Genomic DNA, 23,870 nt, shown 5'->3' with positions numbered 1-23,870 from the left:
CGACGTGTCTACTTTCCGGGGGTCAGGCCCCTGTTCATCGCAACGCTTGTAATCAATTATCTAGCAGGACTAAGTGCTGATGAATCATACTTTGGAGCACATTGGTGGCATCGTCTGGCGTGGGTTACGCCACTGTTGTTCTTGGCTTCTTTGATTTGGGCCTGGTTCGAGCACAGGAAGGTGCATCGGTATCCGCATTGACCCGTATTTAGTAGCGTCGGGCGTGAATGAGAAGGAAGCCTTTGCGCTTGGGCGAAAGATGCTTTTTGCTCTAGTGGGGAGTGTCGATCGGGCCTAACCCCCGACGCGTCTACTTTCCGGGGTCAGGCCCATGTCGTCGTCCCAGTTGGGAATGCAGTTCTCAGCGGTGCAGCCAGCGGCTTCAAGAATACTGTCGGAAATCTCGGAAATCTCGGTTTCGGTCGCTTCTCGCGTCCACGCAATCGCGTTCATGATCGTCCCCTTTGGGGGTCGAGGCTAGTAGCGCTCCTGGCCGCGCTCACGGATCTTCTCGTAGAAGTCCGGCTTGGCGGAGCCATAGCGTGAGCGGGAGCGGCGCGAAGGCTGCGTGGCAGCCGCAGGCGTCGAAGGCGGGGCAGCAGGCGTCGTAGCATCAGAGTGCTCGCCGGAAGGCTCCTCGTGCTCGGAGCTATTGACGTCCGCAGCCGCATCGGGGGAGCCGGCACCGGTGGCGGCCGCAGTGGCCTCAGCAATCAGGGCATCCTCATCGCGGGCGCGGCGGCGCTCCCGAATCTCAGACCACACGAAATACGCAAACCCCAGCGGCGCCATCACGCCGAAGGCAATCCACTGGTAGCCATAGGACAAGTGGTTGCCGCGGTCCAGCTTTGGAACCGGCAGCGCATGCAGCTCACCCGGCTGCTCGGGGGAGAGTTGGAGGTAGTCGTGGGCAAGGGGGACGTCGACAAGCTCTGCAATCTGCTCCGTATTGATGGAGTAGACCTGCGTATAACCCTGTTCCTCAATGGGTGCGGAGGTGTGCTTGCGTTCGTCGTAGCGCGCCATGCCCACGATGGTCACCTTGTCCGTGGGCGCCGGATCGATGTGGGGGACGGAGTTGCCCTCATCCGTGGGCATCCAGCCGCGGTTGACCAGGAAGGTCTCACCAGACTCGGTTTCAAAGGGGACCAGCGATTGGAATCCCGGGGCGGATTCCACCGGGCGCAGGCGCAGGAGCACCTCATCTTCTGAGAGGTAGTGGCCGGTTAGCTCCGCGCGTTCCCACTCCTTGTGCAGGGAGCCATCAGCAGAAAAGACTTCGGTGACCGGCTGGGGGTCGGCGTCGTAGGCCTCCTCAATGAGGTGGTTGCGCTCCACAATCTGCGCATCCTTATTCAGCTGCCACGGAGCGAGCACCGTGAAAGACAAATAGGAAAACGCGACGATGAAGATGAGAGAGAGCACCCACCCAGGCTTGAGGAATGTCTTAAGCATGATGACCAGTCTAGTAGCCGCGCAGAATTATCTAGCCGTGGTTTTCTTTAATCCAGTCGAGCAGCCCCGGAACGGAAGCATCGATCTCACTGCGGGTGCGGGCGAAGTCCTCCTCCGTGCCGTAGAAAGGATCCTCCACGCTGGCATCCTCCGGTGAGTTCGGATCGAAGCTGCGCATGAGGCGCACCTTGTCTTCCGGGATGCCGCGCTCGATGAGGGCATCGCGGTGGCCGGTGTCCATGGCCACGAAGAGGTCCGCGTCCATATGGTCCGGACCCAGCTGGGCGGCCTGGTGGCCGGCGCCATCGTGGCCGCCGCGGCGCAGCTCAGCCACGGCGCGCTCGTCCGCGCCCTGGCCCACGTGCCAGCCGCCGAGGCCGCAGGAAGAAACTCGCGCGAGGAGATCGAGCATGTCGGTCTCCATGGCGTCGCGTGTAATGATTTCCGCCATGGGTGAGCGGCAAATGTTGCCCGTGCACACGAAGACGATGTGGAGCTGGTTGTCGTTCTCCGGAGGCGTCATGCAAAGGCTCCTTAAGCTAGAGGGGTGCGCTGGCGAACGAAAGCTAGGATATAGCAGCGACGCGACTGACGTGAAACCTCAAGCCAACAAGGAGCATACGAGATGGCAGAACGAACGACCGTTGGCGAGATCCGCCGCGTAATCCACGAGGCCTACCCGCCGCAGCTGGCCGAGTCCTGGGATGCCGTTGGCCTGGTGTGCGGCGACCCCACAGACGAGGTGAGCACCGTGGCCTTCGCTCTGGACTGCACCCAGGAAGTGGCAGACAAAGCCGTGGAGCTCGGCGCGCAGATGCTCGTGGTGCATCACCCGCTGCTGCTTCGCGGGGTGACCTCGGTGGCGGCGGATACGCCGAAGGGCAAGGTCATCCACACTCTGATACGCAATGGCGTGGCCCTGTTGGCCGCGCACACCAACGCGGATAAGGCCCGCCCGGGTGTCAACGACAAGCTGGCTGAGCTCGTCGGTATCACGCCCGGCCGCCCCATCGTCCCGGTGGAGCCCTATGAGAACCTCGACGAGGCCTTAGGGCTAGGGCGCGTGGGCGAGCTTGAGCAGCCGGTGACTCTGCGCGAATTCACCCAGCGCGTGGCCGATGCCCTTCCGGAAACCGAATGGGGAGTGCGCGCGGCCGGCGATCCGGAGCGCATGGTGAAGAAAGTTGCCGTCTCCAGTGGCTCGGGGGATTCCTTCCTGGACCACGCGGCGGCTCTCGGCGTGGACGTCTACGTCACCTCCGATTTGCGCCACCACCCAGTGGATGAGCACCTGCGCGCCGCGCACCTGGCGGAGCCGGAGGGCCCGGCCGTGGTGGATACCGCTCACTGGGCCAGCGAGTTTCCCTGGACTGCCCAAGCGCGCGATATTGTGGAGGACGCATTGCGCGTGAACACCGAGATCATCGATGTCCGCACCGACCCATGGACGATTTCTGCGCATAAGGAGAACTAAATGAAACTGCCACAGGACCTGCAGAGCATCTTGCTGGAGCTGGCCACCCTCGAGCGCTCCCAGGCGCTAGGTGGGGCAACCACCATCCCGGAGCAAGAGGAGTACGAGAAGGCCCAGGCCGCACACGCCCGGCTTGTCGACGCCTCCGGCTCCGCCCAGCTCGCCGTCGACGACATGGAACTGGAGATCTTGCGCATTCAGGCTGACGAGCGCAAGCTGCGTCAGCGCGAGCGCGATGACAAGGCGCAGCTTGGTGCTGCGACCGACCCAGAGACCCGCAAGGACCTGGAGCACGATCTCTACGCTGCAAAGTCCCGCATCGCGGATCTTATGAGCGAGCTACAGGAAGCCCATAACGAAATCCACGCACTGCGCGCCAACCTTGATGTTCACGGCGCGAAGGTCTCCGATTCCGAGCGTAAACTCGAAGTACTCAAGCGCGCGGCCGAGGCCGCCCAAGAGGCCGCGGCGAACCGCCCGGATCCGCAGGTGCGCATCGGCGAGCTGCGCGAGCAGCTGCCCGCGGATGTCCTGGAGGAGTACGAGACCGTGCGCGAAGAAAACGGCGTGGGCGCTGCGGCCTTCACCGGGCGTGGTTGCGGTGGTTGCTTCATCGTGCTGCCGCCGGCCGAGCAGAACGCGGTGCGCAACGCTGCTGCCGACGAGGTTCCGCAGTGCAGCGACTGCGGCTCCTACCTGGTGCGCCCGGCCTCATGAAGCTAGTCATCTTTGCTGACGGCGGCTCCCGCGGCAATCCCGGGATCGCCGGCTCCGGAACTGCGGTCTATAACGAGGACCGCTCGCAGCTGCTCAGGGAAATCGCCTACGTCGTGGGCCAGAAGTCCACGAATAACGTGGCCGAATACCACGGGTTGCTGCGCGGTTTGGAGGCCGCGGTGGAGCTGGGCGCGGATGAGGTGGAGTTCTATATGGACTCCAAGCTCGTGGTGGAGCAGATGAACGGGCGCTGGAAGATCAAGCACCCGGATATGCAGAAGCTCGCCATCGAGGCGCGCCGCCTGCTGGATCAGATTCCTAGCTTTAGCCTCGAGTGGGTCCCGCGCGCGAAGAACTCTGTGGCCGATGCGCTTTCCAACGTGGCGATGGACGCCGCCGCGAAGGGCGATCCCGCGGGCATCCTCGACATGGGTTCCGGCGACGGCGCTGAGGCCGTCGCTGCGGATGGTCAGGATGCCAGCGGGGAGGTCGGGGGGACGTCGGCAAGCACGGCGTCCTCTACCGCAGCCGACTGGCGCCCCGAGACCGGACAGTCCACCCGCTTCATCCTGCTGCGCCACGGGCAGACGGCGATGTCCGCCGCCAAGCAGTACTCCGGGCGTGCAAACCCCGAGCTGACCGAGCTGGGCAAGAAGCAAGCGCTCGCCGCTGCCCAAGCCTTGGCCGATACCCACATCGATGCCGTGGTGTGCTCGCCGCTGCGCCGTTGTCAGCAGACGGCTGCCGCCGTGGTTAAGGGCCGTGAGCTGCGCGTGGAAACCGTCGAGGACCTCATCGAGGTGGACTTCGGGCGCTGGGAAGGCAAGACCTTCGCCGAAGCCGATGCCGCCGACCCTGAGCTCCACGCGCGTTGGCTGAAAGATACGTCCGTGGCCTGTCCGGGCGGGGAGTCCCTGCGCGCCGTGCACCGCCGCGTGAGTGCTGCGCGCCGCGAGCTGCAGCAGCGCTTTGCGGGGCAGACCGTTCTCGTGGTCTCCCACGTCAACCCCATCAAGTCCTTTGTGCGCCAGGCTCTCGATTCCGGACCGCAAACGCCCAACCACCTCTTCCTTGAGCTGGCTTCCTTGAGCGAGGTCGAGTTCTTCGACGGCGGTAGCACCCTGCACCGTTTCAACGATGTGGGGCATCTGGGCGCGCTGCGATAAACTAACAGGCGCGAATGAGCCGACCGGGCAAACGCGTTCCGTCGAACCGGCCCCTTCATGGGGCTAGGCGCGGGCCGAGGAAAGTCCGGACTCCACAGAGCACGGTGGTTGCTAACAGCAACCCGGGGTGACCCGCGGGAAAGTGCAACAGAAAGTAGACCGCCGCGTGCCTCCGCTGCGTTTCGGCGCAGCGTGGGAAGCGGTAAGGGTGAAAGGGTGCGGTAAGAGCGCACCAGCACCGTCAGCGATGGCGGTGGCTGGGTAAACCCCACTGGGAGCAAGGCATCACGGCCCGCCACGTTAGCGGGCCCGATCAGGCGTTAGTAGGTTGCTCGCCGGAGCCTGAAGGTAGCTGCTTGAGCCAACTGGTAACGGTTGGCCTGGATGGATGTTTGCCACCGTGCCACGCGCGCGGCACAGAATCCGGCTTATAGGTTGGCTCATTCGCGCCCTACACTTTTATTTTTTGGAACAATGGGGCGGCATGAAACTGTATGCCGCGCCTTTGGACTTTCGACCCATCGCCGAGGAGTTTTCTGTTCCGACCGACTTCCCGGAGGAGGTCACCGCACAGGCCGCGTCCGCACAGGACCGCTATGCCGAGCAGCGCCGCGACGCCCGGGACATCCCGCTGGTGACCATCGATCCGGTCGGCTCCAAGGACCTGGACCAGGCCGTGTTCATTGAGGCGCGCGATGGCGGCTACCGCGTGCTCTATGCCATTGCGGATGTCGCCGCGTTCATCGAACCGGGCTCCGCACTGGAGACCGAGTCCCTGAAGCGCGGCCAGACCATCTATCTGCCGGATGAGCCGGCGCGGCTGCACCCGGCAGAGCTCTCCGAAGACAGGGCTTCGCTGCTTGCCGACGTCGACCGCCCCGCCGTCCTCTGGACCTTCGACCTCGACTCCGCGGGTGAGGTGGAGGACTTCTCGGTGGAGCGCGCGCTCGTGCGCAGCCACGCGCGGCTGGACTACGACCAAGTGCACGCCGACTTGGAGAAGGGCACGCTGCATTCCTCCATCGCCTTGCTGCCGGAGGTGGGAAAGCTGCGCCAGGCTTCTTCGCTGCGCCGCGAGGCGATCAACTTGCGCATTCCCTCGCAGCGCGTATCCGAAAGCAGCGATGGGGAGAAAGGCCACTACGAGCTGGTCATGGAGCCGCGGCATGAGGTGATGGATTATAACTCGGAGATTTCCTTGCTCACCGGGATGTGCGCGGGGCGGCTGATGGAATCACATGGAGTTGGTTTCCTGCGCACCCTATCGGCGGCCACCCCGGAGGCTGAGGCCACCTTCCGCTCGGAGGCGGAGGCCCTGGGTTTTGAGCTGGGGGAGAGCAGCATCTCTGAATTCCTGCATTCCGTGGATGCGGATTCACCGCGCGGGATGGCGGTGATGCGCGAGGCCCAGCGTTTGCTTCGTGGTGCTGACTACGTGTGGCTGGAGGATGGCCAGGCGGACGTGCACGCGGGAATCGGCGGCTACTATGCGCACGTGACGGCCCCGCTGCGGCGTCTAGTTGACCGCTTCGCCACGGAGGTCTGCCTGGCGCTCAGCGGCGGCTACGAGGTTCCGCAGTGGGTGCGCGAGCGGGCCGGGGATGTCATTTCCACGATGCGCTCGACATCGCAGCTGGCCTCCCAGGTGGATAAGGCCTGTTTGAACCTTACGGAGGCGACGGTCTTGGCACCGTGGGTAGGCACCAACTTCGAAGCCGTGGTGGTCGATGGCGGGGAACAGCGCGAGAAGGCGCGCCTCTTCGTCCTAGACCCGCCGGTGATGGGGCAGGCCGTGGGCCACCCGGAGACCGGCAAGGAGACGATGGTGTCCTTGGTCAAGGCCGACGTTGAGGAGCGCGATGTGCTCTTCGCGTGGCCGGCGGACTAGTCCTCGGTGATTGCTGGGCTTCCTGCAGTAAGCGGGACGACAAGCAGGCCGTCCTCGGCCAAGTCGGCCGCAAAGTTTGCGGCCTTGGTGCTCGGCACGTAGGCGATGACCGCGGAGGACGTGCCCGCGTGGGCGGAGCGTGCCGCGACGGCGCCGCGCGCGGTGGTCAGCTGCGCGAGTTTCTCCGCGGAGCTGAATTCATACACCGTGGACAAGGCTGACTGCGACTGCGTGAGGAGCGGGAAAAGCTCGGTGCCACGGCGCGAGCGCAAAGCGCGGGCAACTCCTTCGGCGCGCTCGGTTTCCTCTGAGTAGAAGGTCAGCCACGCGGTGGCTTGCGCGATGGTCGGCTGATTCTCGGTGCCGTGCACCTTGTGGACAGCGGCGAGCCACTCGAGGACGCGTTGGGGTGCATCCGGCAACAGGCGCAGCGAAGGCGTGCCGAAGGCGCGGCAGGCGGCGTCGATGAATCGCTCGCGGGTGCGAATCTCTGCGACGGCTTCTAAGGAATCGGCATCACTTGGCACGGCCAGCGCGAAAGCCGCGATGTCTTTGTTGACCATGTGCGGTGCCTGGGTGACGGAGCCGTCGGCGTAGTCGATGATGGTGATGGACTCACCAGCGCCGCGCAGCGCGGCGGAGTGGCGGGCGCGCAGCGCAGGGAATCGGGCGAAGGTGCCAACTGCTTGGGAACACACCTCCGCGATGCGGGCACGCAGCGGAGCATCATGCAGATCATCTGCGTTGCCGAGCAACGCTAGCGCTGTGGCAATGTCGATGGCTGCGGCGGCGCCGAGCCCGGTCGAATCGGGGATGTCGTTGACCACGGTGATATCGGCGCCGGCGGTCTCGCGGGTAAGGAGCTGGCGGTTGATCATGGTGTAGATGATGCCGCCGAGGCGCGCGGCGATGGCCCCTTCGGGTGCAGGGGGTTCGATGGGCTGGCCTTCGGAATCGACGCTGGGCTGTTGCTCCGCGGCGAGGGAAGAGACCTGCTCGAGGGAAATTTGGTCTTCAACGGTCTCGCCGTTGGTGTGCTCTAGGCGAACCTTGACCAGGCCGTCGCTGCGGGGGCTGACAGCTGCTGCCGCGCGGATGTTGGCCAGGCCCATGATGGCGATGCCGCCGTAGTGATCGATGTGCTCGCCGATGAGTGCCCAGGTGGCAGGGGCGCTAGCAACATGAGCTGCATCAGCGCCCACGTTCTCGCGATGTGCGGCGCGAACGCGGTCGATGGCCGGGGTCGAAGGGGCAGTCCACAGGGGCATCGGGAAGGTTCTCCTTTGCTGGTGGCGAAAGCCTGCCTAAAAGAAAAGGCAGGAGTAGGTGACCAATCTATTCTAACGGGCGTGACCCGCGGGCGGTCTGTAGTGTGGGGTGCACTGATTACTTGCCCGACAGAACGGAGAAAACTATGGCTGAGGCTGACAACAAGTGGTTCTACGACCCGTCTACCGGTGAGGTATCCCAGGGAAAGGTGTCCGGCTGGGAGAACCGCATGGGCCCCTACAATTCCCGCGAGGAAGCCGAGCGCGCTATTGAAATCGCGCAAGCCCGCACCGCCGCGGCTGATGCTGAGGATGCCGCCGAAGACGATAACTAAACGCCTCATGGCCGGCCATGAAGCGGCTACGAAAAGCTCGGGCCCACACCACCGCAAGTAGGCGATGGTGTGGGCCGTTGTGGTGACTGCATAACTACGCAGCCACGCAGGATGAGCCGGCGGCCTAGCGCAGCTTCTTGCGCAGTGGCTTAAACGCGGACTTGATGGCCTTAAAGCTGTCCGAGTAGGCGTTGAGTGCTTCCAACCCGATGACGCGCTCGCGCTGGTAGAGCAGACCATAGCCGAAGGTATCCTCACCCCGTCGGCGGGCAGTTTCTGCCAATTCGAGCAACTTATCGCGAGAGGTCACGGAATCCTGGAAGTCTCCCAAGACAGATTGCATCTGCTTGCAGGCCTTGTAGAGGTTCTTGGTCTTTAGCGTGGTGGCTGAACCAGCGGCCTCAGCTGCATAGCGCAGTTTCTTTGCGGCCTTGCGCATATCGTGGAAGTACTCTTCACGCTCGTGCAGCGTCAGCTCGGTGTTATCCCAGTTTGAGATAGCCTTCTTGTGGCGTTTAACCAGCTTGTCATAGGCCTGCTTGAGGTGCAGCGCCATCACCGTGTCAAGATCGTGGGACTCTTCTTCATCGCGTTTGGCGTGCTTCGGCGCATAGTCCTTCGCTGCGTCCTGCTGCTCAGATGGTTCAGCGGAAGCTGTATCAGCGGAATCAGATTCCACCGCACCGTTGTCCCCAGCGCTGGTGTCTTCGTCTGCTGAAGCATCCTCGGCGGCGACTGGCGGGTTGGAGAGGAATGCATCGAGCGCATCGAGCAGAGCCAGGTACTGGTCAGAATCGAGAGCGGCGATGACACGACGATGCGCGCGGCGGTAAGCACGGCCCATATCGTGCGCGATGTGTTCGCGGGTGGCTTCATCAAGCACATCGGAGTCCTCGGAGGCGAGGAGATTCTGCCAGCGCTCTTCTACGACCTCGGCGTCACGAGCAACGCCAAGCATGGCCGCAAGCTCCTTGAGATCGGACTCTAGGCGCTGGATCTCCGGGCCCACGACAATGCCGTGGAAGGTTTGAAGGTGGCTGCGCAATTCGCGGGTAGCAACGCGCATTTGGTGCACGGAATCCCACTCATCACGGCGTACCCGCGGATCAAACTCGACGAGCTTATCCCGATTAGCTCGCAGTGCCTCTACGACTGCCGCCGCGGGGGAGCCGGGCTCCACGTTAGACGTTGCGAGTGCTGGGGGAAGCTCGACATTGTTGATGGACTGCCCCAATGCTGACTTCAGCTTGGACGGTGAGGAGGAAACCCGCGCGCCAGAACTGATCAACAGGGAGGTGGCATGACGCAGTAGCGCGCTGCCCTCCTTCGTACCGGGCAGTTCTCCTGCGAGCTCTACTTCCCACTCGCGCCACGTGCTCTGAGAGCCACCTGGTAGGAAAGAGAATGCGGTGACATGGTCATCGCAGAACTCAGCGACAGGCTCCTCGTCCGAGTTTACGAGGAGCAACTCGGTGCGGTTGTTGTCCACTTGTGCAATGGGCTCAAGCGGGTGGTTGCGGATCACCGAACGAACCTGATGGAGGAGTTCGGCCGGGACTTCGTACTTGCCGTCGACGGGTTCACCGAGTTCGGCTCGGATTTCGGTACGACCTTCCGCGCCGGGAATTTTGATATGCCAGCCATCGTCATTTCCACCGGTGCGGCGCCGCAGCGTGATCTTCGCGTGGGTAAGGCGGAGATCCTCAGTGTCGTAGTAAATCGCCGACAACGAGTGGTGGCGAGTTTCTGCGACTCGGGCTACCTCATCGAGGCGGGCGAGATCTGGTACCGGGGTGGTTTCATCCACGGCGAACTTGGCTTCGATTTCAAGAAACGTCTTTGGAGACATGTACACACTTTCGTCGGGGAGCGAAATGATAAAAGAAGAGGTATAAAACCTCTGCACTGCCTTCTAGGTTACCTGGCTAATAGTGCAAATGTGCCAACCCTTGCTGGTCCTTAACCGGTGAGTTGGCGGCGCCCACCCAAGCCCGAGGAATCACCACCCAAGTGGGAATTCTCCGCGGCAGTTGCACCTGCGGACATCCCTGCATGGTTCCTCATTGCTAAGGAGATGGTTCGCGAATCAGGGAAGAGGTGATCAGCTAAAGCTTCTGCCTTATGTCTGCGTACTTCCACCGCTGATAAAGATCGCTGAGCGAGGGCTACGTCGTTTTTCCTTTTGGCGTTGCTGCCCGCAGCCGAGTCTGTCTGTTTCTCGTCGTGAGGCGCCAATGAGGCGTTCGCTTCCTCCAAAAGCTCCCCAATGCGGGTGGCGTAGGCCAAAATGAAGCTTCGGCGAAACGACGCCACATTGCCGAGTAATCGCGCGTTGTCGGCAGCCTCCCCATGAGTCATGTGCCATTCGCACTGCCGCAGGAGGGAAGCGAACAGGTCGCTGACATGATCAATGTCCGCCTCGGCGCCAAAGACGGTGATGATTCCCATGGGGTGAAGCTTGAGGACGGTGCATCCATTTCGATCCGCGATGACGCTAAGAAGCGTGGTCTTGTGGTTGATATAGGGCGCGCTGATACGGATGCGTGTGGACATCACCGTGTCCGGGGATTCGGCGAGTGCCTCATCGAGACGGTGCCGTTGTTGAAGGCTCTGTGCTTTGGCAATGAGTGCACTGGCTTCCTCTTCATAAGGAGTGGATTCTGCCTTTCGCAGAAGTTGGGTGATCTTGTTGCGGATCCGATTCTCTTTGCTGTCTTGGTTTGCCCGAGAACTAGTTTTCTCTGCTGCGAGCACGTCAACGTCACGCAGCGGGGGCAGAGCGGAAGTAGCGTCAATGAGCCGTATGAGGTCATCGGTCGACATAGTCATCGAGTTAGGCGGGGAGACGCTTAACCATTCCTTGCGCAGCACAGTAGAACTAATCTGCGCGGGAATATGGGCAGCGGCACGATAAATAAGAGGGTGGCAAAAGCTGCCTAGGACGTGGAGTAAGTCCTTAGGTGACCATCCTTGACTGGCAGCTTGGCAAATGAGCTCGAGTCCTCGTGCGCTTAAGGTTCCGTGGTGGTTGTTCATAGCTGTTCCTGTTCCGTTTGTATGTGTACATCTGTTCGGTTGTGAGGCCATTCAAGCACGTGAGACTGATATCTGGTCTAAGAGTCGAAAAAATTTGCCCCCGAGATACTCTTGTCAACTGGGGGAATAGTTGGCGGGGCGGGGGCAAAAGATGCAACTCCCGCCGTTACTTGGGCCCGCGGCGGTAGGGTTTAGAACATGAACAGCCAACACGAATTCGTCCTTCGTACAGTTGAAGAACGCGATATCCGCTTCATTCGCCTTTGGTTTACTGACATCTTGGGGGCGCTGAAATCGGTGGTAATGAGCCCCTCAGAGTTGGAATCCGCCTTCGAGGAAGGTGTTGGCTTCGATGGTTCCTCGGTGGAAGGATTCTCCCGAATCTCAGAGGCCGACACCATCGCTATGCCGGACCCTTCAACCTTTCAAATCATGCCCTTTGACAAGGAAGAACCGGAACTTCTTTCGGCACGCATGTTTTGCGATATTACCCAGCCCGATGGGCAACCTTCCTTGGTGGACCCACGCCACATTCTGCGCCGTCAGGTTACTGAGGCTGCCAATGAAGGGTTTACGTGCAAGGCTTCTCCTGAGATTGAGTTTTATCTCTTGGAAGACGCCCGCGATATCAATACCCTGATTGCCACCGATAACGGAGGCTACTTCGACCAAGCCACGCACGATAACGCCCCGAGTTTCCGGCGCCGGTCGATGTACGCGCTGGAATCCATGGGCATTGCCACGGAATTTAGCCACCATGAAACCTCGCCAGGACAGCAGGAAATTGATCTGCGCCATGCCGACGTGCTGTCCATGGCGGACAACATCATGACTTTCCGCTACCTCATTAAAGAGGTTGCCTCCCAGCAAGGAGTGCACGCCACATTCATGCCGAAGCCATTTGAGCATCGCTCTGGCTCGGGCATGCACACGCACTTGAGCCTTTTCGAGGGAGATTCCAACGCTTTCCACGACCCCGACGATGAGATTTCACTTTCCAGTACGGGGCGGCAGTTTATCGCCGGCATCCTTGAACACGCTGTGGAAATGACCGCAATCACCAACCAGTGGACCAACTCCTACAAGCGCCTGATGTTTGGCAGCGAAGCCCCGGGATCAGTGACGTGGGGAATCTCCAACCGTTCGGCTTTGGTTCGAGTTCCTACCTATCGTCTTTCCAAAGAAATGTCGCGTCGCGTTGAAATCCGTTCACTAGATTCAGCGATGAACCCCTACCTGGGCTACGCGGTGTTGCTTGCCGCTGGCCTGCGTGGAATCAGGGAAGGCTATGAGCTTGGTGATCCCGCCGAGGATGACGTCCATCAGCTGACCCGTCGTGAGCGCCGCGCGATGGGGTACAAGGATCTGCCAAGCAGCTTGGACCAGGCGCTCCGAGAATTCGAGCGCTCTGAGTTTATGGCGGAAGTCCTAGGAGAGCACGTCTTTGAGTACTTCCTGCGCGCCAAGTGGGATGAGTGGCACGAGTATCAGCAGCAGATCACCGCATTCGAGTTGCGCAACAACCTGAATTTCTAGGAGAAGCATGCGTCCAGCATCTGTACCGTCCCCGGCAACTCTTGGCCTTACCCGGCCAACTGCTGCGGAGGACTTGTCCCGCCTTGGGTGGGATAATCCTGAGTCCCTTGAGCTGCTGTGGACCCTGGCCGCAGCCGGTGATCCCGATATGGCTCTCAATACGTTAATGAGGATCATCGAGTCAGCGCCTGAGATTGGCCCGGCGATGCGTGAAGACGAAACCTTCCGGGTGCGGTTGATGGCCCTGTTGGGCGGCTCCTCGGCGTTTGGTGATCACCTTGCCGCCCACCCGGAGACCTGGCGCGAGCTACAGCGCCCGCTGCCGACTCCCACGGAAATGCTCCACACCTTGTTGGAAGAGGTAGGGGCGGAACCGGCAACGTACGCCGAGCCGCCCACTCGTCCTGATACCGCGAGCCCCGATCTGACCTCTCCCGGTACATACCGGGCGGCTCCTGGCGACCACAAGGCATCGCTCAAGGTGGCTTACCGGACGCTCATGATGCGCATCGCCGCTCATGACCTCGCAGGGACTTTCCATTCGCGCAAGGGGCAGTCACGGCCGCAGCCGCGGGTGGGTTTTCGTGAAGTCACGCGGCTGACGACGGCCCTCGCTGACGCCTCCTTGACGGCAGCGCTCGCCGGTGCTGTCAGAGTGGTCTACGAGGATCAGCCACTCGATGCGCAGCTGGCAGTCATCGCGATGGGGAAGTGCGGTGCAGGCGAATTGAACTACATCTCCGACGTGGACGTGATCTTCGTGGGCTCGGAGGCAACGCCACGGATCACCCGTCTCGCGTCAGAATTCAATCGAATCGGCTCGGCGTGCTTCTTTGAGGTCGACGCCAACCTGCGCCCGGAAGGCAAGTCTGGTGCACTAGTCCGAACACTGGATTCGCACGTGGCCTACTACAAGCGGTGGGCGGAAACGTGGGAGTTCCAAGCCCAACTAAAGGCGCGGCCGCAGACCGGCTACCTGCCCTTGGGCACGGACTATCTCGACCAGATTGGGCCCATGGTGTGGACTGCATCGCAGAGGGAATCCTTCGTGGAAGACGTCCAGGCTATGCGCCGTCGAGTGCTGGACAACGTCCCAGAGGATATGCGCCTTCGCGAACTCAAACTCGGTGAGGGCGGTTTGCGGGACGTGGAATTCGCCGTCCAACTGTTGCAATTGGTTCATGGCCGCTCAGATGAATCGCTGCGCACGCTGGCGACGGTCGATGCCCTCGCAGCGCTCGTGCGCGCCGGGTATGTCGGACGCGAGGACGGCACCCAGCTCATCGAGGCTTATGAGTTTCTTCGCTTGCTCGAGCACCGCCTCCAGTTGGAGCGCTTCCGCCGTACTCACACATTGCCGGAAAAAGATGACCTCAAGGCGCTGACGTGGTTGGCCATCAATTCAGGATTTCACCCACAGGGGCATCAATCAGCAGCGGATCGGATGAACGTCCATCTGCGGAAGATTCGCCTGCTCATCTCTGAGCTGCACTCGCGCTTGTTCTACCGCCCGCTGTTGAATTCCGTGGCGTCGATGTCTGCGGATGAGCTCAAATTGTCGCGCGAAGCAGCGCTGTTGCAGCTGGCGGCACTTGGCTATCGCCATCCGGATCGCGCCTTCGAGCACCTCACCTCCCTGGCGGCTGGGAAGTCGCGCAAGGCCCGTATCCAGGCCATCCTGCTGCCGACGTTGATGGAGTGGCTCTCCAACACGGCCGATCCAGACATGGGCTTGTTGAATTATCGCAAGCTGTCGGAGGCGGCCTACGACCGAACGTGGTTCCTGCGCATGCTTCGTGACGAAGGCGTTGTCGGCCAGCGCCTCATGAAGATATTGGGCACCTCGCCATTTACATCGGAGCTCATTATCCGCGCGCCGGACGTTGTCAAGCAGCTATCCGATGGTGCAGCAGGGCCCAAGCTATTGGAAACCAAACCGGCGCAAGTTTCCTCTGCCTTGATTAATTCGACTAAGCGTCACGCGGACCCTGACAAGGCCGTGTCGGTGGCCCGAGCCCTTCGCCGCGCGGAGCTGGCGCGGATTGCTGCCGCGGATCTGCTGGGATTTTTGCCGGTCCAGCAGGTGTGCTTTGAGCTGTCCACCATCTGGAACGCGGTGCTGGAAGCCGCGCTGCGCGCCGAAGTCAGGGCCTGGAGGCTGGAGAACGATGACGCCGAACCACCAGCCCGCATCGCCGTGATTGGTATGGGTCGGCTCGGAGGCATGGAGCTGGGCTTTGGCTCGGACGCCGATGTCATCGTGGTGGCCGAGCCAACGGAAGACAATGTCGAAGAGGAAGCCCTGCCGTGGGCAATTGGCATTATCGAGAAACTGCGCCGCCGCTTGGCAAAACCATCAGGGGATCCGCCCTTGGACGTTGATTTGGGCTTGCGCCCAGAGGGTCGGTCGGGAGCAGTTGTGCGCTCGATCGAGTCCTATGAGCGTTATTACTCGCAGTGGGGCGAACCCTGGGAGATGCAGGCACTACTCCGCGCGGCTTTCGTGGCGGGGGACAAAGACGTCGGGCAACGTTTCCTCACCATGGTGGATGCCTTCCGCTATCCACCGCAGGGCGTAAGCGAGAAGACCATCCGCGATATCCGCAGAATGAAAGCGCGCGTTGATAACGAGCGTTTGCCGCGCGGCGCTGACCGCAATACCCATACCAAGCTGGGGCGCGGCGGGTTGACCGATATCGAATGGACCGTCCAGCTGCTGCAGATGATGCATGCTCACGACGTGCCGGCGCTCCATGATCCCTCCACACTGCGCGTCCTCGACGCCCTCGAAGAGAGCGAGGTCATTCCAGTCCAGCAAGTGCGGGAGCTGCGGGAGGCTTGGTTGTTGGCCACCGATGCCCGCAACGCCCTGGTACTGGTGCGTGGCAAGCGCGTGGACCAGCTTCCGGCACCGGGCCCCCAACTGGCGCAAGTGGCTGGTGCGGCCGGCTGGGAGCCCGAGCACAACCAACAATTCCTAGAGCACTACCTCAAAGTCACCCGGCACGCCCGGAAGGTAGTCGACGAGGTGTTTTGGGGTGAGACTGAGTCATTCGAGCACGATTAGTAGAGCACAGCGAGGGCAGGTGTGTATCCTCCCTGACCCGCACCCTGAGTTAACCCGGATCTATCCCTGAACTAAACGCACGCCCCTGTTCAATCAGGTGATAAGCCGTTAGCCTTAGACAGCAGTGAGCGGCACTTGCCCCGCGCCCTTCAAGGAGCCGAAAAGGAGAACACCATGAGCCTTAATCTTTCTCTCGACCTCAACGCTGCCACGCTTGCTGATCTCGATGCATTCTTATCCGCGGCCCGAGCCGCCGGGTGCGATCCCGCCGCCGCGCTGAGCGTGGAGGGGACGGTGATGCGGTTGGACGTCGACAAGCCCCGCGTTGTCCCTCCTGAGCCGAAGCCAGAGACCCCACGCCGCAGCAGCCTTGATCGCTCCGTGGCAGAGTCAACTATCCGGTCCATCATTGATGCGCTGTCCGAGCGCCTGGATTCGCCGCATCCCCCGCGCGGTACCTCTTTTGGGACCTTTGGCCCTGGCGCGGATTAAGCCGGCGGTGTGAGAAAAGTCTAAGGTTGTGGCCGTGAAGTCCAAGCAGTTTATCGCCGTGTGGGTCCTCGTTGTGATCGCTGTCATCACCGCCGTCGGCGCAGGCTGGTGGGCCACAGAGAGGCACCAGGTGCCGGAGGGTGCACTGACCGTGGAGCAGGTGGTCAACGGTGGCGTCCCGCAGGATCAGTCGGTTGATGTTCAGCTCGACCCTGCTGAAAATGACCGCATTGTTTCGCTGGCAGAGGCACTGGGGATCCCGTCGGAGTCGGTTCCTCGCGGCCTCTTGTCGGTGGCATCAGACAGGTACCGCTCCCGCCAGATCCTCGAGACTGATCTCAAGAAGGCCGTGGAGGCGGGTGCAATTACGAAAGATGATGCGAAGGGTGTGCTCGCCGCCTTTGACGCCGGGGTCGTCGCCCCGGTGGATGGCCCGATTCTCGTGGAATCGACCCCGGCCGAATAGCCCGATGATCTCGCCCGGCTGGGGTGCCGGCGCGAACACACAGGGATTGGCAGGTGATACGCAGTCAACGGGGATCTGCCTGGCAGCCGCGGATCTTAAGCTCTCACGCACAGATAACGAATCGATAAAGGTTGGTGCGTTGAGGTGGAGAAACAACGAAAACTACGCGAGCTGCTCAGAACCGCCCTAGGGGTGAGCATTGCCGTCCTCGTTCCGATTGGCGGTGGGCTCGGGGTCTTCGAAGTGGCCAATTCGGTACCCCTTGAGGCGGCGTTCAGCGCCGCGGCCCTTCATTAGCCCAGCCCTGAACTAACCAACCTGCACGATGGTGACGTGCGGGCCGCCGTCCTCGCCCCGGCTGCGCAGGATGTGCGTGATGAGAACACCCACGATGCCAATGCACCACACGCCAAAGACTGCCCAAGCAGCGAGCCGGAAGTCATGGAAGGGGTAGTCAGGCCCATTACCCAAGTGATCGAGAACCATGCCGACGAGTTGGGCGCCGATGACCGTGGCGATGAAGCCTCCCATATTGGCCAGGCCCGTCGCCGTGGCAACGACAGTGCGGTCGAGGTTTTCACGGACAATGTCGAAACCGTAATTTGCCACCGGTGTGCACAGGGCTACCAGGCTGATGAGGATGAACAGCGAGAGATAGCTGCCACCGAAGAGGAAGAACAAGGCCCACACCGCGCAGTGGGTAGCCACAAACCCTAAGGCGAGCCACGGGCGGAAACCGCTGGCCCTGGAGGAAAGCTTGCCGTGCAGTGGGCCGACGAGCACCATGCACACGCTAAACCACGTCAGGATCCAGCCGGCGCTAGTCTTAGAAAAATCCATGCCTGCAGTCATCAGCGGCACGCCCCATAGCATGACGAACACGTTGGTGGCCCCCAGGCCGATCCAGTGAATAAAGAATGCCTGCCAGGCTACGGGGGAACGGAAAACGGTGGATAACAGCGCTGCTGTGCTTTCCGGCTTCGCGTTAGGTTTTTCTTTCGGCTTGGGCACGATGCCGAGGGATTCTGGGGAATCAGCCACCGCCACCGCGGCCGCAACGGCGATGAGGATGCCCACCGCACCCAAGCTAACGAAGGCCATGGTCCACCCACCCCAGCCCAGCAGCATGGCGAAAGGAAGGGCGGACAAGAACTGGCCCAGCTGCCCAAGCGACGAGGTGACCTGAGTGAACATGGGGGTGCGGTGCAGCGGGAACCAGTAGGGCAAGATACGCATCACGGAGAGGAAGGCGGTGGCATCGCCCGCGCCGATGAGCAGGCGGGCGGCGATGGCTACCCAATAATTGTTGGTGAAGCCAAGGAGTACCTGACCCACGCCCATGATGACGGAACCAATGACGAGCAGGCGCCGCGGCCCGAACTTATCGATGAGCATCCCGGTAGGGATCTGCGCCAGCGAATAGATACCCAATTGCACCGCGGTGAACACGGCAATGCGGGAGGCATCGACCTCGAAGCGATCGATGGCTTCGAGGCCCGCCACGCCAAAGGACGTGCGGCCGGTCATCGCCACGATATAGACCAACACCGCAGCCACCCACACAGAGAGAGCCTTCGTGGTAATTACATTGCGTGGATGAGGAACCGACATGGCTGATACTTTACGCGTCACCAACTAAGATGCAGGGGGTGAAGTACATTTCGACCCGCGATACCGCCCGCCAGCCCGCCGCCTTTACGGATATCCTCCTTGGAGGTTTGGCCCCTGATGGTGGGCTCTACCTGCCGGAAACCTATCCCCGCATTGATGACGCCACCCTTACCCAGTGGCGCCAGACCTTGGCTGAGGGCGGCTACGCGGCCCTGGCCGCGGAGGTGCTCAAGCTCTTCGTGGACGATATTCCTGCAGAGGACCTCGAGGGGATTGCTCAGCGCGCCTACACCTACCCGAAGTTCGACGATGAGGAAATCGTCCCCGTCAGCGAACTGGGGGAGGGCCTGTACATTGGTCACCTCTCTGAAGGGCCGACGGCCGCCTTCAAGGACATGGCCATGCAAATGTTGGGCGAGCTCTTCGAATACGAGCTGGCCCGCCGTGGGCAAACCCTCAACATCTTGGGCGCTACCTCGGGTGACACCGGTTCCTCGGCGGAGTACGCCATGCGCGGGCGCAAAGGTATCCGCGTCTTCATGCTGACCCCGGCCGGGCGCATGACGCCCTTCCAGCAAGCCCAGATGTTCGGCCTGGATGACCCGAATATCTGCAATATCGCCCTCGACGGCGTGTTTGATGATTGCCAGGATGTGGTCAAGGCGGTATCGGCCGACGCTAACTTCAAGGCAGAAAACCGCATCGGCGCGGTCAACTCCATTAACTGGGCCCGCCTCATGGCGCAGGTGGTCTACTACATCAACTGCTACCTCAAGGTCACAACGGAGAACACCGAGAAGGTCTCCTTCAGCGTACCCACCGGCAACTTCGGTGATATCTGTGCCGGCCACATCGCCCGCCAGATGGGCCTGCCCATCGACAAACTCATCGTCGCAACCAATGAGAATGACGTGCTCGATGAGTTCTTCCGCACCGGCAGCTACCGCCCGCGCTCCTCGGAGCAGACGTACAAGACGTCCTCGCCGTCGATGGATATTTCCCGCGCCTCGAACTTCGAGCGCTTCGCCTTTGACCTGCTGGGCCGCGATGCCGCACAGGTTAAGGAGCTGTTCGGCACGAAGGTGAAGGAAGGCGGGTTTAACGTCGACAAGCAGGCGCTCGACGCCGCCCGCGCCGAGTACGGCTTCCTGTCTGGTTCCTCCACCCACGCCGACCGTCTCGCCACCATCAAGGATGTTCACGAGCGCTACAACGTGCTGGTGGATCCGCACACCGCCGACGGCATCAAGGTTGCCCGCGCAGTTAAGGATGAGTTCGGCGTTGACACTCCCATCGTGTGCCTAGAAACCGCACTTCCGGTGAAGTTCGCGGAGACCATCGCGGAAGCCATCGGCAGCGAGCCGGAGGTGCCGGAGCGTTTCGCCGGAATTCTGGAAGCCGAGCGCCACGTCACCGATCTGCCCAACGATGCGGCGGCGGTGAAGGATTACATCACGCAATACATCAAGAGCACGGAGGTTTAAGCCAATGGCACAGGAACAGTTCTCGGGCCCGGAGTATTTCACGGAGTTTGACCCGGAGAAGTTCATCCGTGACATGAAGCAGGTCGCTGAGATGGAGAAGGAAAACAAGGATCAAAAGGCGGACCCGGGTGAGGCTGCATCCGCTCAGGAGGGCTAGGCCTTACCTTCTGGTGGTGCTCAGCGCGACTGCGCTGGCGGTGGGTGGATGCTCAATGCCTATGGGGGTTGACTCCGTTCCCGAAGCTGCCTCGAGCACGTCCGAGTACACCACGATTTCACCGGCCCCGCCGCAGACGCATACCCCCGATGCCTCCCCAGTGCCGCCGGGCGCGGCGCTCGACATCTCTGCTATGCAGCCCGTTCCCGGCGAAGCCTTTGACTTCAACCTCTGCACGGTGGCGTGGAGCTTCGTGCTTGACGACGCCCGTACCATCGCCGTCACCGCCTCCCATTGCGGTGAGCCAGGGGATACGGTGTGGGCGGGCGCTGAGGATAGGGAATTCGTGTACCCAGCGGAGCCCGTCGGCACCATCATCTATTCCGATCTCAGCTCACCTGACACACACCAGCTCGACTTCGCGTTGGTGGAGATCACGCGGCAGGCGGAGTTTTATGTCCCGCAGGACATGCCTACCAGCGTGGTCGCTGCGGGGCAGGAGGAGCTTCCGGATGAGGTGTGCAAGCTGGGACGCATCACGGGAGAGACGTGCGGACCACTGACGCATGGAGAAAGCCACGGGAAACTTCAGTTTGGCGACCGAACGGTAGACACCGTCTCGGCGAGTGCCCGAGTCTGTTCCACGCATGGTGATTCCGGGGCGCCGGTCTTTGGCGCGCCGGGCAGTCCCTTTGAAGGCGTGATCGTCGGGGTTCTGTCAGGGACGACGGAAGCCGCGGCAGGCAGTCAAGGCTGCACCGACGGGTCTGAGGCGGAGATGTCCTTTACCGCTGCCTCCGACATCGAGGCACTCCTGCCGGAGATTCTGGAGCGGGTTTAGGCGCTAAGATTAAACCCATGCCGACTCCTGATTTTATTGTGTCCCTGCGTGAGAAGATTGGTCACGAGCAGCTCTTCCTTCCCAGCGTGACCGCGGTTATTGTGCGGGCGGTTCCTACCGGTTCTGCGGTATGGGAGCTGCCTTCAGTGCTGCTGGCCCAACGAGCCGATAACGGCACGTGGGCTCCCATCTCCGGTATTTGTGAGCCTGGCGAGGAAGTCACGACGACCGCGTTGCGTGAGCTCAAGGAAGAGGTGGGGCTTGACGGCCGTATCGAAGCGCTCCTCGGCGTCGGTCAGGTGGGCCCAGTGGTCTGTCCCAATGGGGATAAGTGCATCTACATGGATACCGCCATTCGTGTCTCCGTTCCGGATGATGCGGAGCCGGTCATCTCCGACGAAGAGAACCTTGCCGCGCAGTGGTTCTCGGTGGCGCAGATGCCGACGTCCGTCAGCGCGCGCCACCGCATGATCATCGGGGACGCCGTGGCGCAGATGAAACATCCGCAGGGCTTCCGTCCGCGGATGGGCTACGTTAAGCGCAACTAAAAAACCCAGTTCAGGGGTCTTTTCTTTGAGGTTTGTTCGTGGGCTGGGAATCGTTGGAGTTACCGCACAGTATCATCAGAAACGCATGAAGTGGGTTGATGTTGCCGTTGGTGCTCGATAGCTTCGGGGTCATGATTTCACGCACACTGAAGAAAGTAACCACTGCAACCGCGTTCGTCGCCCTCGCGGGCGGCGTCCTGGGTGCCGGTACTGCCGGTGCGCAGGAACCATCCTCCGCTGACTCCGTGAAGTCCAGCCAGATTCAGGAGCTGAGCTCGCGCCTGTTCGGTGACTCCTTCTCGTCCTCCACGAAGCCGGAAGCTCCGCAAGGCTCTGGCTTGATTGAGAAGTATGAAGACATCGACGGCCTGCAGGACAAGCTGCCCGCTGATGAGGCGCAGAAGGTTCTCAACGGTACCTTCACTGCCAAGAAGAACCCGGCGATTTCCGTGACCTTCAATGACGACGGAACGCTGACCTACAACGATGGCTGCAATTCCGGTGGCGGCAGCTACAAGCTTGATCAGACCGATGCCATCGTGGTGGAGAACCTGACCTCCACGATGCGTGCTTGCTCCCCTGAAGAGATGGCCGATGCCGATGCGCTCAACACCATCCTCACCGCCAAGCCAGTCGTTATCCCCGTGGAGGGCAACACTTTCGCGCTGGGCAGCCAGGGCCAGGCCATCCAGTTCACCAAGGCTGAAAACTAAAGCCTGATAAACACGCTGACAGCGTGCACTGCGGAGCTAGTTCGAGATTGGGCTAGCTCCGCTTCGCTGTGCGCGCCGTCCTTCGATGAGCCAGCTAATGAAGCGGCAGGAGCAAGCAGACCAGTGCGCGATGAGGAGCAACGGGATGCTGAGCGCGATGACGTCGAGAAGCTCCGAGCCATTCACCAGCGCTACTTGGTGCCCGCCCATGCTGACCGTCCCGGGCGGGAAGGTGCAGGCCCACCATGCGGGCGAGTAGTCCACCCAGCGAGCCACATTGGGGTAGAAGGTGATCATGGCATAGAGCGCGAGGGGGACGGCGATCACCATAGCGGTCAGCCCGTAATAGACGGAAACATGACCGGGGTAGAGGATCTGCATCGCGGTGGTGGATTGGCCCACCACGCCCAGCGGAACCCAGGCGGTAGCTGAGTTGGCCCCGGAGAGATTTACCTTGCCGTGCCAAGCGGCCCAATACACGCGGATGAAGGTGGGGACCGCGGTAGAGATCGACATGACGAAAAGAATGGTGCCCATGACGTGGTAGGCATGTCCGTAGTCGAGGGCAAGGAAGCCAGCCACGGAGGATGAAATCATGGGACCAACCAGCGGCAGACCCCAGGTAAAGCGCGGTTCACCGTCGAAGCGGGTGAGCTGAATAGCCCACGTGATGACGGTGACGGGTCCGCCGATCCAAAAGCCGACGAGGCGGAAGGTTCCGATATCCGTCAACCCGGACAGCGCTGCGCCGAGCGCCAGGATGCCGATGAAATACATGGACCATTCAGCCATCGAGGTTCGCGCGAAGCTGGGCTGGCGGTATAGCGCAAAGCCAACCGTCAGCACGAGGAGAATAATGCAGGATAGCGCTGCGAAAACGGCGGAGCCTGTCAGCATGCCCTCCTCAACGAGCAGCCGAGAGACGATGGAGGTACCCATGAGGCTGCCGCCCCACGCGGGGCCGGGCGGCGGTAAGTGGCGGAATCTAGTAGTCACGCGGTTAGCGTAGTTGTTTAGCTCGTGTCGTGCCCCATCGTCATGCCTGATAGAGCGGTGAATTTACTCCGATTTCGCCTGCTCAGTAAGCGGCCCCACATTCCTCAATGTCGCTCCACCAAGAAGTAGGGCGGCCGGTGAGCTGTATCTAGCACATTGCCTGCCGTAGGCCGTTGAAGTAGTAGTTGCCGTCGCCGCCTTGGTAGCACTCGGTCGAGTTGGAGGGCCACATGCTTTGCGCCTGGGAGCAGTCCATGAATCCACCATAGGGGCCAAAGGTTGCCCACTCCATGCTGGGCGCTTTCTGCTGCGGTGCGGCAGGTGCCGGAGCTGGTGCTGTTGCTGGTTTGCTGCTGCTGTTGTTCGCGTTGCGCGCTGGCTTGTTCGGGCCTAACTCCCGACGTGTCTACTATCCGGGGGCAGGCCCCACAGTGGAGTAGCCGCTTCCCGGCCGTCCGCGCAAGTCTAATTCGGTCAACGCCGAGTTAGGCTTTTGGCGTTTTCTCCCGTTTGCGAACTGCTTTTGTCCCATCACAGACACAAAAGCCTAAGCCGGATTGAAGCGAATTGGATTTCTGCGAATCTCTCCGAGTTACTTCCGCACTCCCGCATCGATTTCG

At 61.5% G+C, this 23,870-nt stretch carries 23 protein-coding genes and 1 other RNA gene; 15 read left to right on the top strand and 9 right to left on the bottom strand.

The window, feature by feature from the left end; genetic code table 11:
- Positions 1-294 precede the first annotated feature (294 nt).
- The 3 genes from HMPREF2792_RS12935 to HMPREF2792_RS01075 are packed head-to-tail and all read right to left on the bottom strand — an operon-like array spanning position 295 to position 1,978.
- Entirely contained in the window at positions 295-453 is a 159-nt protein-coding gene (locus HMPREF2792_RS12935) for a hypothetical protein (protein WP_158011571.1), read from the bottom strand.
- A gap of 24 nt (positions 454-477) precedes the next feature.
- Positions 478-1,455, bottom strand: coding sequence for an SURF1 family cytochrome oxidase biogenesis protein (locus HMPREF2792_RS01080; protein ID WP_070530171.1), 978 nt, complete (start codon positions 1,453-1,455; stop codon positions 478-480).
- 31 nt (positions 1,456-1,486) lie between these two features.
- Positions 1,487-1,978, bottom strand: coding sequence for a low molecular weight protein-tyrosine-phosphatase (locus HMPREF2792_RS01075; protein WP_070519723.1), 492 nt, complete (start codon positions 1,976-1,978; stop codon positions 1,487-1,489).
- Between the two features lie 102 nt (positions 1,979-2,080).
- Here HMPREF2792_RS01075 and HMPREF2792_RS01070 point away from each other — a divergent pair, with 102 nt between their 5' ends.
- From HMPREF2792_RS01070 to HMPREF2792_RS01050, 5 genes are all read left to right on the top strand, one after another.
- The gene (locus HMPREF2792_RS01070; RefSeq protein ID WP_070519725.1) at positions 2,081-2,929 is read left to right on the top strand and encodes a Nif3-like dinuclear metal center hexameric protein; all 849 of its coding nucleotides are present in this window, start codon (positions 2,081-2,083) and stop codon (positions 2,927-2,929) included.
- Positions 2,930-3,646, top strand: coding sequence for a zinc ribbon domain-containing protein (locus tag HMPREF2792_RS01065; protein ID WP_070519727.1), 717 nt, complete (start codon positions 2,930-2,932; stop codon positions 3,644-3,646).
- Positions 3,643-4,812, top strand: a complete 1,170-nt coding sequence (locus HMPREF2792_RS01060; RefSeq protein WP_070530169.1) for a bifunctional RNase H/acid phosphatase — start codon at positions 3,643-3,645, stop codon at positions 4,810-4,812. Before HMPREF2792_RS01065 ends, HMPREF2792_RS01060 begins: the two co-directional genes overlap by 4 nt.
- A gap of 15 nt (positions 4,813-4,827) precedes the next feature.
- Positions 4,828-5,259, top strand: an RNA gene (rnpB, locus tag HMPREF2792_RS01055) — RNase P RNA component class A.
- Between the two features lie 37 nt (positions 5,260-5,296).
- Positions 5,297-6,700 carry an RNB domain-containing ribonuclease gene (locus HMPREF2792_RS01050; RefSeq protein WP_070530167.1) on the top strand — a complete coding sequence of 468 codons (1,404 nt, stop codon included), beginning with the start codon at positions 5,297-5,299 and terminating at the stop codon, positions 6,698-6,700.
- Here HMPREF2792_RS01050 and HMPREF2792_RS01045 read toward each other — a convergent pair.
- Entirely contained in the window at positions 6,697-7,968 is a 1,272-nt protein-coding gene (locus HMPREF2792_RS01045; protein WP_070530165.1) for a galactokinase family protein, read from the bottom strand. The genes HMPREF2792_RS01050 and HMPREF2792_RS01045 overlap by 4 nt on opposite strands.
- 146 nt (positions 7,969-8,114) lie before the next feature.
- Here HMPREF2792_RS01045 and HMPREF2792_RS01040 point away from each other — a divergent pair, with 146 nt between their 5' ends.
- Positions 8,115-8,303, top strand: a complete 189-nt coding sequence (locus HMPREF2792_RS01040; RefSeq protein ID WP_070519735.1) for a hypothetical protein — start codon at positions 8,115-8,117, stop codon at positions 8,301-8,303.
- 124 nt (positions 8,304-8,427) lie between these two features.
- On the opposite strand, the gene HMPREF2792_RS01035 is transcribed toward HMPREF2792_RS01040, so the two are convergent.
- Entirely contained in the window at positions 8,428-10,152 is a 1,725-nt protein-coding gene (locus HMPREF2792_RS01035; RefSeq protein ID WP_070530163.1) for a CYTH and CHAD domain-containing protein, read from the bottom strand.
- 110 nt (positions 10,153-10,262) lie between these two features.
- On the bottom strand, positions 10,263-11,132 hold the full coding sequence (locus HMPREF2792_RS01030; protein WP_232748417.1) for a DUF2786 domain-containing protein: 870 nt from the start codon (positions 11,130-11,132) through the stop codon (positions 10,263-10,265).
- Positions 11,133-11,537: 405 nt separating this feature from the next.
- Here HMPREF2792_RS01030 and HMPREF2792_RS01025 point away from each other — a divergent pair, with 405 nt between their 5' ends.
- From HMPREF2792_RS01025 to HMPREF2792_RS01010, 4 genes are all read left to right on the top strand, one after another.
- Complete coding sequence (locus HMPREF2792_RS01025; RefSeq protein WP_070519741.1) at positions 11,538-12,875, top strand: glutamine synthetase family protein; 1,338 nt, start codon at positions 11,538-11,540, stop codon at positions 12,873-12,875.
- A gap of 7 nt (positions 12,876-12,882) precedes the next feature.
- On the top strand, positions 12,883-15,942 hold the full coding sequence (locus tag HMPREF2792_RS01020) for a bifunctional [glutamine synthetase] adenylyltransferase/[glutamine synthetase]-adenylyl-L-tyrosine phosphorylase (RefSeq protein ID WP_070530158.1): 3,060 nt from the start codon (positions 12,883-12,885) through the stop codon (positions 15,940-15,942).
- 174 nt (positions 15,943-16,116) lie between these two features.
- Positions 16,117-16,434: a hypothetical protein gene (locus tag HMPREF2792_RS01015; protein WP_070519746.1), complete on the top strand. Its 318-nt coding sequence runs from the start codon at positions 16,117-16,119 to the stop codon at positions 16,432-16,434.
- 34 nt (positions 16,435-16,468) lie between these two features.
- Positions 16,469-16,900: a hypothetical protein gene (locus HMPREF2792_RS01010; protein ID WP_227485674.1), complete on the top strand. Its 432-nt coding sequence runs from the start codon at positions 16,469-16,471 to the stop codon at positions 16,898-16,900.
- Positions 16,901-17,209: 309 nt separating this feature from the next.
- On the opposite strand, the gene HMPREF2792_RS01005 is transcribed toward HMPREF2792_RS01010, so the two are convergent.
- Positions 17,210-18,511 (bottom strand): MFS transporter, encoded by a 1,302-nt coding sequence (locus tag HMPREF2792_RS01005; RefSeq protein WP_070530156.1) that lies wholly within the window; start codon positions 18,509-18,511, stop codon positions 17,210-17,212.
- A 38-nt stretch (positions 18,512-18,549) separates the two neighbouring features.
- Here HMPREF2792_RS01005 and thrC point away from each other — a divergent pair, with 38 nt between their 5' ends.
- The 5 genes from thrC (at position 18,550) to HMPREF2792_RS00985 (ending at position 22,254) form a co-directional block, all read left to right on the top strand.
- Entirely contained in the window at positions 18,550-19,995 is a 1,446-nt protein-coding gene (gene thrC, locus HMPREF2792_RS01000; protein ID WP_070530154.1) for a threonine synthase, read from the top strand.
- A gap of 4 nt (positions 19,996-19,999) precedes the next feature.
- Positions 20,000-20,152: a hypothetical protein gene (locus tag HMPREF2792_RS13100; RefSeq protein ID WP_168164017.1), complete on the top strand. Its 153-nt coding sequence runs from the start codon at positions 20,000-20,002 to the stop codon at positions 20,150-20,152.
- A 61-nt stretch (positions 20,153-20,213) separates the two neighbouring features.
- Positions 20,214-20,993, top strand: a complete 780-nt coding sequence (locus HMPREF2792_RS00995) for a trypsin-like serine protease (RefSeq protein ID WP_232748416.1) — start codon at positions 20,214-20,216, stop codon at positions 20,991-20,993.
- 17 nt (positions 20,994-21,010) lie between these two features.
- The gene (locus HMPREF2792_RS00990; RefSeq protein WP_070530153.1) at positions 21,011-21,541 is read left to right on the top strand and encodes an NUDIX hydrolase; all 531 of its coding nucleotides are present in this window, start codon (positions 21,011-21,013) and stop codon (positions 21,539-21,541) included.
- A 131-nt stretch (positions 21,542-21,672) separates the two neighbouring features.
- Complete coding sequence (locus tag HMPREF2792_RS00985) at positions 21,673-22,254, top strand: META domain-containing protein (protein WP_230307989.1); 582 nt, start codon at positions 21,673-21,675, stop codon at positions 22,252-22,254.
- Positions 22,255-22,290: 36 nt separating this feature from the next.
- Here the strand turns inward: HMPREF2792_RS00985 and HMPREF2792_RS00980 are convergent, their stop codons facing one another.
- Positions 22,291-23,250: a TDT family transporter gene (locus HMPREF2792_RS00980; protein ID WP_083306361.1), complete on the bottom strand. Its 960-nt coding sequence runs from the start codon at positions 23,248-23,250 to the stop codon at positions 22,291-22,293.
- A 148-nt stretch (positions 23,251-23,398) separates the two neighbouring features.
- On the bottom strand, positions 23,399-23,542 hold the full coding sequence (locus HMPREF2792_RS12930) for a hypothetical protein (RefSeq protein ID WP_158011570.1): 144 nt from the start codon (positions 23,540-23,542) through the stop codon (positions 23,399-23,401).
- Between the last annotated feature and the right edge of the window lie 328 nt (positions 23,543-23,870).

It is taken from the genome of Corynebacterium sp. HMSC068H04, from assembly GCF_001811255.1.
In the GTDB taxonomy this organism is placed as follows: domain Bacteria; phylum Actinomycetota; class Actinomycetes; order Mycobacteriales; family Mycobacteriaceae; genus Corynebacterium; species Corynebacterium hesseae.
The sequence above is the reverse complement of the archived record's forward strand: the minus strand, read 5'-3'. Positions and strand labels throughout refer to the sequence as shown.

What these genes read in the sequence shown, in the direction of transcription:
- HMPREF2792_RS01015 (WP_070519746.1), top strand. Translation starts at nt 16,117, where the DNA reads ATGAGCCTTAATCTTTCTCTCGACCTCAACGCTGCCACGCTTGCTGAT.
- HMPREF2792_RS01005 (WP_070530156.1), bottom strand. Translation starts at nt 18,511, where the DNA reads ATGTCGGTTCCTCATCCACGCAATGTAATTACCACGAAGGCTCTCTCT.
- HMPREF2792_RS01070 (WP_070519725.1), top strand. Translation starts at nt 2,081, where the DNA reads ATGGCAGAACGAACGACCGTTGGCGAGATCCGCCGCGTAATCCACGAG.
- HMPREF2792_RS01075 (WP_070519723.1), bottom strand. Translation starts at nt 1,978, where the DNA reads ATGACGCCTCCGGAGAACGACAACCAGCTCCACATCGTCTTCGTGTGC.
- HMPREF2792_RS01065 (WP_070519727.1), top strand. Translation starts at nt 2,930, where the DNA reads ATGAAACTGCCACAGGACCTGCAGAGCATCTTGCTGGAGCTGGCCACC.
- HMPREF2792_RS01025 (WP_070519741.1), top strand. Translation starts at nt 11,538, where the DNA reads ATGAACAGCCAACACGAATTCGTCCTTCGTACAGTTGAAGAACGCGAT.
- HMPREF2792_RS12935 (WP_158011571.1), bottom strand. Translation starts at nt 453, where the DNA reads ATGAACGCGATTGCGTGGACGCGAGAAGCGACCGAAACCGAGATTTCC.
- HMPREF2792_RS01020 (WP_070530158.1), top strand. Translation starts at nt 12,883, where the DNA reads ATGCGTCCAGCATCTGTACCGTCCCCGGCAACTCTTGGCCTTACCCGG.
- HMPREF2792_RS01045 (WP_070530165.1), bottom strand. Translation starts at nt 7,968, where the DNA reads ATGCCCCTGTGGACTGCCCCTTCGACCCCGGCCATCGACCGCGTTCGC.
- HMPREF2792_RS01080 (WP_070530171.1), bottom strand. Translation starts at nt 1,455, where the DNA reads ATGCTTAAGACATTCCTCAAGCCTGGGTGGGTGCTCTCTCTCATCTTC.
- HMPREF2792_RS13100 (WP_168164017.1), top strand. Translation starts at nt 20,000, where the DNA reads ATGGCACAGGAACAGTTCTCGGGCCCGGAGTATTTCACGGAGTTTGAC.
- HMPREF2792_RS01060 (WP_070530169.1), top strand. Translation starts at nt 3,643, where the DNA reads ATGAAGCTAGTCATCTTTGCTGACGGCGGCTCCCGCGGCAATCCCGGG.
- HMPREF2792_RS01040 (WP_070519735.1), top strand. Translation starts at nt 8,115, where the DNA reads ATGGCTGAGGCTGACAACAAGTGGTTCTACGACCCGTCTACCGGTGAG.
- HMPREF2792_RS01035 (WP_070530163.1), bottom strand. Translation starts at nt 10,152, where the DNA reads ATGTCTCCAAAGACGTTTCTTGAAATCGAAGCCAAGTTCGCCGTGGAT.
- HMPREF2792_RS12930 (WP_158011570.1), bottom strand. Translation starts at nt 23,542, where the DNA reads ATGGAGTGGGCAACCTTTGGCCCCTATGGTGGATTCATGGACTGCTCC.
- HMPREF2792_RS00995 (WP_232748416.1), top strand. Translation starts at nt 20,214, where the DNA reads ATGGGGGTTGACTCCGTTCCCGAAGCTGCCTCGAGCACGTCCGAGTAC.
- HMPREF2792_RS00985 (WP_230307989.1), top strand. Translation starts at nt 21,673, where the DNA reads ATGATTTCACGCACACTGAAGAAAGTAACCACTGCAACCGCGTTCGTC.
- HMPREF2792_RS01050 (WP_070530167.1), top strand. Translation starts at nt 5,297, where the DNA reads ATGAAACTGTATGCCGCGCCTTTGGACTTTCGACCCATCGCCGAGGAG.
- HMPREF2792_RS01030 (WP_232748417.1), bottom strand. Translation starts at nt 11,132, where the DNA reads ATGACTATGTCGACCGATGACCTCATACGGCTCATTGACGCTACTTCC.
- HMPREF2792_RS00990 (WP_070530153.1), top strand. Translation starts at nt 21,011, where the DNA reads ATGCCGACTCCTGATTTTATTGTGTCCCTGCGTGAGAAGATTGGTCAC.